The following is an 11,195-nucleotide window of genomic DNA, read 5'->3' as shown; positions in this document are numbered from 1 at the left end:
GGAGCTCCGCCCTCTCTACCGCTTGGCTGCCCTGCACGATCCGTGGACGGCGCCCGTGGATACATTTCGCGGCGCTTTTCCTCGCCGGTGCTCCGGGACGCAGGGCGGCCCGGCCCGGCGCTGGGGGAGGCGCCGGGCCGGGCCGGTCCGGGGGGTGGTGCGGGGGTACGGGCGGCGGAGTGGATGCGCGGGTCAGGGGGTCGTGCGGGTCCGCCAGGCGCGGCCGACCGTGCTGACCAGGTTCGGCGTCACGAAGACGCGCCGGAAGGGCAGGATCAACGGCATGTACACCTTGCCCAGCAGGCCCTTCTTCCTGACCAGGACGGCCATCTGGGCGTGGTGCCTGCCGCCGCCGTCGTGCACCCAGCCGATGTGCATCACCGCGTGCACGGTCTTGTTGACGACCTCGGTCGCCCACTCGTCGCGGGTCCGGTAGACCGACGTCATCGGCACCACGGTCAGATCCGGGCCGCGCGGCCCCTCCCGCAGGTCGGCCGGCAGCCGCTCCCGCAGCGAGGGGTCGCGCTCGCTCAGGCCGTGCTCCTCCATGTCCCACTTCAGCAGCGCGCCGAGCTTCCACCGGATCGCGAACAGCAGCCGGTACATGAACGACGGGTGGAAGCCGGAGCCGTCGCCGCCGAACTGCTCGACGAGCAGGGCGAGATCGTCGGGGCCGCCCGGGGTGTCCAGGTCCCAGACGTCCTCGACCTCGAAGTCCCCGGTGAACTCGTGGATCCGCCACGGCCGCTCGGTGAACGCGGTGTTCGGCAGTCTCATGCGCCTTCCCCTTCGCTGCCGGGCCGCCTCAGGCGGTGGCCGCCTCGGCCCTCACCTTGCGCGGGCGGAACACCATGCGGGCACCGTTGCGCGGGATGTTGACGACGGTGCGGCTGTGCGCGGACTCCGGTGCGGCGTCGACGCGTTCGACGTCACAGGTCGTCAGGATCTCGGTGAGCGTGGCCTTCAGCTCCATCAGCGCGACCCGGTCGCCGAGGCAGCGGGTGTGGCCACCGCCGAACGGGATCCAGGTGTGCGAGGCGGGCTTGACGCCGAGGAAGCGCTCCGGCCGGAACTCGTCCGGCTCCGGGTAGTTGTGCTCGTCCCGGTTGAGCAGGTAGGCGCTGGCCCACAGCCGGTCGCCGGGCTGGTAGCGCACGCCGCCGATCTCGACCGGCTTGACCACCTCGCGCGGGACGATCTGCTGGATCGGCGGGGCGAGCCGCAGCACCTCGTGCACCACCGCCGTCAGATACGTGTCGCCTGCGCCCTCCTCGATCTCCGCGCGCAGCCGCTCGACCACGTGCGGGTGCCGGGTGAGGAACTCCAGCGCCCAGCAGATCGCCGAGGCGGTGGTCTCGGTGCCGGCCAGGAACTGGGTCATGATCTCGTCGCGCATCTCCTCCCGGGTCGGGGTGGAGCCGTCCTCGTTCCTGATGCCCAGCATCACGCCCAGCAGGTCGTCCCCGGGCGCGCCGGAGCGTGCGCGCTCGTCGATGGCCTCGTTCACCATCGCGCGCACCCGCTCCCGGCGGGTGAGGAAGTCGTGGACGCCGTTGGGCCGGAACAGCCGCATCCACGTCATCTTCCAGGCGGGCAGGAGGTGGAAGGGCCGCATCGTCGCCGGGCGGGAGTTGAACTCCAGCATCTTCATCACCTCCCGGAACATCTCGTCCTCGCAGGCGGGGCGGTGCTCGCCGAAGAGGACCTCGAGGATCACCTTGGTGGTGTAGCGGTGGGCGAAGGGGTGGACGGACACGGCCCGCTCGCGCGGCCAGGAGGCGACCTCCTCCTTGGCCAGCCGCACGACCTCCTGCTGCACCCGCTTGAGCGCGTCGCCCCGGAAGCTCGGCATGACGCTCCGCCGCCGGGCGGTGTGCTCCTCCTCGTCCAGCCAGGCGAGCCCGTTCTGACCGGTCCACTTCTCGATCGGGGTGTTGCTGGAGCCGGTGTGCAGGACGTCGCGGGGCGCGAGGAACATCTGCTTGACGTCCTCCGGTGCCGATATCACGTACAGCGGCACCCCGGGGATGATCGTCACGCGGAACCGGCTGCCGTAGGTGGCGCGGCACTTCTTCAGGTACGGCTCCGGGCGGGCCCAGATGCTGAGCACCTGCTTCAGCCGGGGCATGTCCACGGCGGGCAGCGCGGTGGAGGGGACGACCTCCCGCGGCGCCGCCGAGGAGTGGTCGATCGGGCAGCCGCCGGACGTGCCCGCCGCGTCGTGGGCCTTGCTGGAGTGATCCATGTCTTCCTTGCTTCCTCGTGTCGTTGCCGCTGGGGTCACGTGCTGGGGTGGGACGGGACGGTGTGTGCTCATGAGCCGATCCACCGTTCGATGGCGTCCGCGGTGTCCGCGGCGGCGCTCTCGATCAGGGCGAAGTGGTCGGCGGCGACGTCGGCGTGGGTGTCGGTGTCCTCCCGGCGCGGGCCGTCGCCACCGGTGCCGTCGAGGGGTTCGGCCGCCCGGATCATCAGGGTCCTGGCGGTGACGGGTCCGGGCCGCCGGCCGGCGAACAGGCGCAGGTAGGAGCCCATGGACAGCCAGCTCGCGTCGTCGACGGTGATGTCGCGCCGCTCCCGGGCGAGGATCCCCGCCAGCATGGCGGCGAAGGCGCGGCTCGCCCGCTCCTCGTCGTCGTCGAACGCCGGTGTGTCGATCATGGCGACGCCGGCGAGCGCGGCCCCGGAGGACTCGAGGCGTTCGGCCAGCGCACGCGCCACGGCACCGCCCATGGAGTAGCCGACCAGCACGAACGGCGCGTCACCGACGGCGGCCCGGATCGCGTCCTGGAGCAGTTCCAGGGCGACCTCCCGTGACCGGGGCGCCAGTTCGGTGCCGAATCCCGGCAGGGAGCAGACGTGGACGTCCCGCACTCCCTCGAAGCGGTCGGCCAGCCGCAGGAACTGCTCCTGACCGGAGCCGACCACGTACACGTAGGACGGCACGCAGACGACCTTCACCCGGCCGGGCCCGGAGGCGAGTTGCGCGATGTGCCCCTCGGTGCCGGGGAGTTCGGCGGCCGAGGCGAAGACCGGCCGGTCCGCCGCGGTGTCCATCAGCTGCCGCAGCGCCTCGGGCATGGTGCCGTCCCCGGCGGCCTGCCGCAGCCGCGCGCCGATGGTCTCCGTGGCGGGCTCCGGCGCCCCCGCGTCCGGCGTGCCCGAGCCGGCCAGCTTGAGCAGCTGCCGGGCGATCTCCGCCGGGGTGGGGTGCTCGAAGACGAACGAGACGGGCAGCCGCAGGCCGGTGGCCTGGGAGAGCCGGTTGCGCAGCCCGACCGCGCTCATCGAGTCCATGCCGAGTTCCTTCAACCGGCGCTCGGCGTCGATGCGTTCGCCGTCCGTGTGGCCGAGCACGGCCGCGACATGCGTCTCGACCAGCTCCAGCACGACCCGCTCGCGGTCCGCGTCGGAGACGGCGGCCAGCCGCTGGGCGAGCGATCCCCCGCCCGCCTCGCGCTCGGCGGGCAGCCGCACCAGGCCGCGCAGCAGCGCCGGCAGGGTCCGTTCCCGGGCCTGCGTCCGCAGGGCCGCGGGGTCCAGCAGGACGGGCGCGAGCAGCGCGGCGTCGGCGGTGAGGGCCTGGTCGAACAGCTCCAGCGCGCGCTCGTCCGTCAGGCCGGTGGTCCCGCTCGGCACGGCGTCAGCCGGCGCGGCGGGGACGGCGTCCGTCAGCCCCGTGGGCGTCGCGTCGGCATTCCACGGGCCCCAGGCCAGTACGGTGCCGGGGTGTCCGGCGGCTCGGCGGGCCCGGATCAGTGCTTCCAGGGCCGCGTCCGTGGCCGCGTCCTCGGTCCGCCCGCCGAGGGAGGCGAGCGGTGCGTAGGAGGTGCACACCACGAAGGCGGACAGGTCGGCCGACTGCGTCGACTCATGCAGGCGCCAGGCCAGTTCCAGGCCCTCCGGCCCGGCGTCGGTGTGGACGACCGCGGTGAGCGGCCGGTCCTGCGAGCCGGCCGGCGCGGCGAGCCGGTCGAGGTCGGGCGATTCGACGCGGACCCGCGCACCGAGGCGGGCGAGTTCGGCGACCAGGCCGTCCGTCGCCGGGCCGGGCTCACCGAGCAGCAGGAGGTCGCGCACCCCGTGACGGGCGGCCAGATGCCGGGCGAACACCGCGCCCCGCGCGGTCGTACCGCCCGTGATCAGAACCGTCCCGCCGGCGTCGCGCAGGACCGCCGGCCGGTCGGTGCCGCCCACGGGGACCAGGGCGAGCCGTGGTGCCAGGACCTGGCCGGCGCGCAGGGCCAGCTGCGGCTCGTCCAGTCCGAGCAGTGACCCCCACTCGGGCTCCGCTTCTCCGTCCAGGTCCACGACGAGGAAGCGGCCCGGGTGTTCGCCCTGCGCGGCCCGCAGGGCGCCCCACACCGCCGCCTGCGCCGGGTCGGGTGTCTCCCCGTCCCGTACGGCCACGGCGCGGCGCGTCGCCACGATCAGCACGGCGTCGGCGGACAGCGCGCCTTCCGTCCAGGTCCGTACGAGTCCCACGGCCCGCTCGGTCGCGGCGCGCACGGCCGCCGGGTCCTGACCGGGGGGTGTGTCGATCTCGGTGAGCACGGCCTGCGGGGTCGCGGCACCGTCCGCCACGGCCCGTTCGAGGCCGGCCAGATCGGCGTACCGGTCCGCGGCCGTCGCGGTGGCCCCGTCCAGCGCGGCCAGCCGGACGGGTGCGGCCGTGCGGGCCGGTACCGGCTCCCAGTCGAGGCGGTGCAGCGCGCTCTGAGCGCGGCGCAGCTCCTCGAGGTGGGCCGGATCGGCCGCGCGGAAGGCGACCCGGTCCACGCCGAGCACGGGGGTGCCGTCCTCGCCGTAGACGTCCAGGCGCAGGGTGTCGCCGTCCAGGGCGACCCGGGCGCGGCCCCGTGCGGCGCCGGTCGCGGACAGGCGCACCCCGGACCAGGAGACCGGCAGCTTCGGCGAGCCCTGGTCGGTGAAGCCCAGCTGCCCGAGATGCAGGGCGGATTCGAAGAGGGCCGGGTGGATGCCGTAGTCCGCCGCGCCGATGTCCTCGGGCGGCGCGAGTTCGGCGTACACCTCGGTGCCGGAGCGCCAGGCCGCCCGTATGCCGTGCAGCGCGGGGCCGCAGTCGAGGCCGAGGCCGGCCAGGGTGGCGTACAGCCCGTCCACCGGGACCGGTTCGGCGCCGGCGGGCGGCCACGGGCCCGCCGGTGCCGCCGCGGGCTCGGTGTCCGGGGTGAGCCGGCCCGTGCAGTGGCGGGTGGACTCGGCCGTCTGGTCGCCGTCCGGACGCGAGTGGACGGTCACCGTGCGGCTGCCGTCCGGTCCCGGGGCGCCGACGATCGCCTGGATCTGCAGGGCCGCGCCGTCGGGCACCAGCAGCGGCGCCTCGAACATCATCTCCTCCAGCAGCGGCGTTCCGAGGTCGCGCCCGGCGGCCAGGGCCAGCTCGACGAGCGTGGTGCTGGGGGTGACGGGCAGCCCGAAGGCGGCGTGGTCGCGGAGCCAGGGCTGGGCGTCGTGGGAGAGCCGGCCGGTGAGGACCCATTCGTCCCGGTCGGCGAGCCGCATGCCCGCCGTGAGGACCGGGTGGTCGACGCGCCCGAGCCCGGAGGCGGCCGGGTCGCCCGCGGCGGGGCGGGCTTCCGGCCAGTACCGCTTGCGCTGGAACGCGTAGACGGGCAGCGGCACCTGCCGGGCGCCGGTGCCGGTGAAGCACGCGGCCCAGTCGACCCTCACCCCGGCGAGGTGGGCCTCGGCGAGGGACAGCAGGAACCGCTTCATGCCGCCCTGCCGGCGGTGCAGTGAGCCGACCACGCCGATCCGGCCGGCGCCGGTGGCGGCGACGGTCTCCTCCGTCGCCACGCCCAGCACCGGGTGCGGGGACATCTCCAGGAAGCAGCCCGTGCCGTCGGCGACCAGTGCGCGGATCGCGGGCTCGAAGCCGACCGGGTTGCGCAGGTTGCCGTACCAGTAGGCGGCGTCCATGTCCGCGGTGTCGACGTAGGCGCCGACGGCCGTGGAGTACAGGGGGACGCTGCCGCTGCGCGGTTCGACCGGTGCCAGCGCCTGGAGCAGCTCGGTGCGGGCCACTTCGACGTGTGGGGAGTGCGAGGCGAAGGTGGCCGGAACCCGCTTGGCCCGGATCTCCTGGCGTTCGCACGTCTCCATCAGCGCGTCGACCGCGTCGAGGTCACCGGCGACGACGACCGCCGCCGGTCCGTTGACGGCCGCCACGGACACGCGGTCCCCGTAGGGGGCGATCAGTTCCTCGACCCGCTCCAGGGGCAGGGAGAGCGACGCCAGACAGCCGGTGCCCATGAGCCGGTCGCGGGCGATCCTGCTGCGTACGGCGATGATCCGGGCGGCGTCCCGCAGCGACAGTCCCCCGGCCACGTACGCGGCGGCGACCTCGCCCTGCGAGTGACCGACGACCGCCGACGGCTCCACGCCGTACGACCGCCACACAGCGGCCAGGCTCACCATCACCGCGAACAGGGCGGGCTGCACCACGTCGACGCGGTCCAGCGTGGGCGCGCCGGGGGCGGAGCGCAGGACGTCCTCCAGGCTCCAGTCGACGAACTCCGCCAGTGCCTCGCCGCACGCGGCGATCTCCGCCGCGAACACCTCGGAGGTGTCGAGCAGTTCGACCGCCATGCCCTCCCACTGGGCGCCCTGGCCGGGGAACACGAACACCGGCCGGGCGGCGGTGGCGGGCGGGCGGCCCGAGGCGGTGTGCTCGGTGACGTCGCCGACGGCGAACGCGGCCAGTTCGGCGGCCAGTTCGTCCCGGTCGGCGGCCACCAGGACCGCGTGGTGCTCCAGCCGGGCCCGCGTGGTGAGCTGGGAGTAGGCGAGGTCGGGCAGCGCGAGGCCGGGGTGGTCCAGCAGATGCCGGCGCAGCCGCTCGGCCTGGGCGCGTACGGCCGCCTCGGTGCGGGCGGACAGCAGCACCGGGGTCGCGGGGAGCGCCGGCACGGCCCGTCCTTCCTCGGCCGGTGCCTCGGCGGGTGCCTCCTCCACGATGATGTGGGCGTTGGTGCCGCTCACGCCGAACGACGACACCCCGGCGCGGCGGGGCCGGCCGCGGCCGGTCCACTCCCTGGGCTCGGTGAGCAGCTCCACCTCGCCCGACTCCCAGTCGATGTGCGGGGACGGGGCGTCCACGTGCAGGGTCCGCGGCAGCGTCCCGTGCCGCATCGCCATCACCATCTTGATCACACCGGCCACCCCGGCGGCCCCGGAGGTGTGGCCGATGTTGGACTTGATCGATCCCAGCCACAGCGGATCGCCGTCCCGCTCCCGGCCGTACGTCGCCAGCAGCGCCTGCGCCTCGATCGGGTCACCCAGCTTCGTACCGGTCCCGTGGCCCTCGACCGCGTCCACCTCGGCCGGGGACAGCCCGGCGTCGGCGAGCGCCTGCCGGATCACCCGCTCCTGTGCGGGACCGCTGGGCGCGGTCAGGCCGTTGCTCGCACCGTCCTGGTTGATCGCGCTGCCGCGGATCAGCCCGAGGATCCGCCGCCCGTTGCGGCGGGCGTCCGACAGGCGTTCCAGGACCACCAGGCCGAGACCGTCGGAGAAGCCGGTGCCGTCGGCGGAGGCCGCGTAGGCGCGGCAGCGGCCGTCGGGGGAGTTGGCTCCCTGCCGGCTGAACTCCGTCATGGTGACCGGTGTGGACATGAAGGTCACGCCGCCCGCCAGCGCGAGCGAGCACTCGCCGCCGCGCAGGGCCTGCGCCGCCAGGTGCAGGGCCACTCCGGAGGAGGAGCAGGCCGTCTCCACCGACACGGCAGGGCCTTCCAGGCCGAGGGTGTAGGCGATCCGGCCGGAGGCGACGGAGGACATGGTGCCGGTGACGCGGTAGCCCTCGTACTCGGTGGGCACGAGGAGGCTGTAGTCGGAGCCGGTGATGCCGACGAAGACGCCGGTGTCGCTGCCGCGCAGGGACGTCGGGTCGATCCCGGCGTGCTCCAGGGTCTCCCAGGAGGTCTCCAGCAGCAGCCGCTGCTGCGGGTCCATGGCCGTGGCCTCGCGGGGGCTGATGCCGAAGAACTCGGCGTCGAAGTCGCCCATGCCGCTGACGAAGCCGCCGCCGCGGGCGTAGGTGGTGCCGGGCTTGTCCCGGTCCGGGCTGTACAGGCGCTCCAGGTCCCAGCCGCGGTCGGTGGGCAGCGGGCCGATCACGTCGCGGCCCTCGGCGACGAGCTGCCACAGGTCGTCGGCGGAGGTGACGCCGCCGGGGTAGCGGCATCCGATGCCGACGATGGCCAGCGGCTCGTCCACCGGGCCGCGCCTGTTCCGCGCGGCCGGGAGGGCGGTGTCGGGCGTGCCGTCGGTCTGCGCGAGCAGCAGCCGCGCGACGGCCACCGGTGTGGGGTGGTCGAACACGAGGGTGGCGGGCAGCGGCACGCCGGTGCTGCGGGAGAGCCGGTTGCGCAGTTCGACGGCGCTGACGGAGTCGAACCCGAGGTCCTTGAAGGCGCGTTCGCCGTCCACCGCGTCGGCGGAGTCGTGGCCCAGCACGGACGCGGCCTGCGCGGTGACCAGTTCGAGGACGACGCGTTCCCGCTCGCCCTCCGGCACCTCGGCCAGTCGTCGCGCGAGGCTGCCGCCGGCCGCGGCCCGCCGGGCGGGGACGCGGACGAGACCCCGCAGGACGGCGGGCAGCAGTCCGGCCCTGGCCTGCTCGCGCAGGACCGCCGGATCCAGCTCGACGGGCGCGAGCAGCGGGTCTCCCGCCGCGACACCGCGGTCGAACAGCTCCAGGCCCCGCTGGGTGGGCAGGGGCAGGATCCCGGTCTGCGCGAGGAGAGCCGGGTCGTCCGGGGTGAGGGCGGCACCGGCGGGGCCCTCCTCCCAGAAACCCCAGGCGAGGCTGGTGCCGGGCAGCCCGGCCGAGCGGCGGGCGTGCGCCAGCGCCGCCAGGGCCGTGTCCGCGACGGAGGCGGCCGCCTGGCCCGGGATGCCGACGAGGCCCGCGAAGGAGGAGAACACCACGAACGCGGCCAGCTCCGCGTCGAAGGTCAGCTCGTGCAGATGCCAGGCGGTGTCGACGGTCGCCCGCAGCACCGCGTCCAGCCGCCCGTCGGCCAGGCTCTCGATCAGTCCCGCGTCGGACACTCCCGCGGCGTGCACGACCGCGGTCAGGGGGCGCTCCAGCGAACCGAGAAGCGAGGCGAGCTGGTCCCGTTCGCTGACCTCGCAGGGCACGACGCGCACCCGCGCGCCGAGGAACTCCAGGTCGGCGGCGAGCCGGTCGGCCGCGTCCGGCGCGGCGGCCACCACGACATGGCGGGCGCCGTGCCGCGCGACCAGATGCTCGGCGAACACGGTGCCGAGCTCACCGGTGACCAGCACGGAGCCGTCCGGGTCCAGCTTCGGCCCGTCCGCCGGCGGGCCGGAGGCACGGACCAGCCGGGGAACCAGCACCCGTGTCCCGCGCACGGCGAGTTGCGGCTCGTCCAGGCCGAGCAGCGCGGCCCAGTCCTGCTCGCCGCCGCCGTCCGCGTCCACGTCCACCAGCAGCAAGCGGCCCGGACGCTCGGCCTGAGCGGCGCGCACCACGCCCCACACGGCGGCCTGCGCGGCGTCGGGCACCTCGTCACCGACCGCCACCGCCGCTCGCGTGACCACGACGAGGGTGGCGTCGTCCGAGACCGGGCAGGCCGACCAGTCACGGACCAGGGACACGGCACGCGCCGCGGCCTGCCGCACCGCCGCCGGCGTCGACCCGGACGGGGTGTCGACCGCGGTCACGACGGCCCGCGGTGGCGGCGCCCCCTCCGCGACGGCCCGCTCCAGCGCCTCCAGGCCGGCCTGGCGGTCGGCCACCCCGGCGACCTCGCCGAGCGCGACCGTCCGCACCGGCGCCGCCGCACCCGGCGTGACCGGCGACCAGTCGGGGCGCAGCAGCGGGTTCTGTCCTCGGCGCACCTGACCGAACCGGGCCGCGTCGGCGGCCCGTACGACGATCCGGTCGACCTGCGCCACGGTCGTGCCGTCGGTGTCGAAGGCGTCGAGCCGCCAGGCTCCCTCACCGGCCGGCACGAGACGGGCCCGCACCTGGGAGACCTTGTCACCCGACAGCCGTACGCCCGACCAGGACTCCGTCGAGGGCGCCGAGCCGGAGCCGGACCGGTGGACGGTGTGCAGCGCGGACTCCAGCAGCGCCGGATGCAGCGCGTGGCCGCCGGGTTCGACGCCGTCGGGCAGGGTGAGTTCCGCGTACACCTCGCCGCCCAGCGTCCACGCGGACTGCGCGCACTGCAGCATCGCGCCGCAGTCGAGGCCGAGTTCGGCGAGCGCCGCGTACAGGGCGTCGACCGGCACCGGCTCGGCGTCGGCGGGCGGCCACTGGGCCTCGGGGGCGGCGGACGGCTGGGCGCCGGGGGCGACCCGGCCGCTCGCATGGCGTACGGCGTCGGTCGGCTGCTGCCCCGGCTCAGGCCGCGAGTAGACCGCCACCTCGCGCCGGCCGTCGGCGTCGGGCGGGCCGAGCGTGACCTGGACCCGTACGGTGTCGTCGTCCAGGACCAGCGGGGCGTCGAGCGTCAGCTCCTCGAGCAGTTCGCAGCCGACATGGCGGCCCGCCGACAGCGCCAGTTCCACCAGCGCGGCACCCGGCAGCGTGACCGTGCCGAACAGCGCGTGGTCGCGGGTCCAGGGCTGGCTCTGGTGGGAGAGACGGCCGGTGACGACCCATTCGTCACGGTCGCCCACCGGCACGGCGGCGGCCAGGACCGGGTGCTCGACACCGCCGAGCCCGACCGCGGAGGCGTCGGCGAGGCCGGTGGCGTCCAGCCAGTAGTGCTTGTGCTGGAAGGCGTAGGTGGGCAGGTCGACCCGCCGGGCGCCGGTACCGGCGAAGCAGGCGTCCCAGTCGACCTTCACCCCGGCCGCGTACGCCTCTCCCAGCGACAGCAGGAAGCGGGCGAGACCGCCCTCGTCACGGCGAAGGGAACCGGCCACGCCGATCCGATGATCGGTGCCGTGCGCGGCGACGGTCTCCTCGACGGCCAGGGCGAGCACGGGGTGGGGGGACATCTCCAGGAAGCAGCCCGCGCCGTGGTCGACGAGGGCGCGGATGGCCGGCTCGAAGCCGACCTGCCCGCGCAGGTTGCGGTACCAGTAACCGGCGTCCATCGACGCCGTGTCCAGGAAACCGCCCGTGACGGTCGAGTAGAACGGCACACTGCCCGACACGGGCTCCACCGGAGCCAGGGCCGCCAGCAGATCCG

At 75.0% G+C, this 11,195-nt stretch carries 3 protein-coding genes; all 3 read right to left on the bottom strand.

Annotation, left to right across the window (positions count from 1 at the left end; genetic code table 11):
* Positions 1 to 192 precede the first annotated feature (192 nt).
* Positions 193 to 777, bottom strand: coding sequence for a DUF2867 domain-containing protein (locus AB0412_RS31820; protein ID WP_366406062.1), 585 nt, complete (start codon positions 775 to 777; stop codon positions 193 to 195).
* 28 nt (positions 778 to 805) lie between these two features.
* A complete protein-coding gene (locus AB0412_RS31815; protein ID WP_366406061.1) occupies positions 806 to 2,245 on the bottom strand; it encodes a cytochrome P450 in 1,440 nt (479 codons plus the stop codon).
* A 68-nt stretch (positions 2,246 to 2,313) separates the two neighbouring features.
* Positions 2,314 to 11,178, bottom strand: a complete 8,865-nt coding sequence (locus AB0412_RS31810; RefSeq protein WP_366406101.1) for an alpha/beta fold hydrolase — start codon at positions 11,176 to 11,178, stop codon at positions 2,314 to 2,316.
* Between the last annotated feature and the right edge of the window lie 17 nt (positions 11,179 to 11,195).

Source organism: Streptomyces sp. NPDC052012, from assembly GCF_040689265.1.
Taxonomy (GTDB): Bacteria; Actinomycetota; Actinomycetes; order Streptomycetales; family Streptomycetaceae; genus Streptomyces.
The sequence above is the reverse complement of the archived record's forward strand: the minus strand, read 5'-3'. Positions and strand labels throughout refer to the sequence as shown.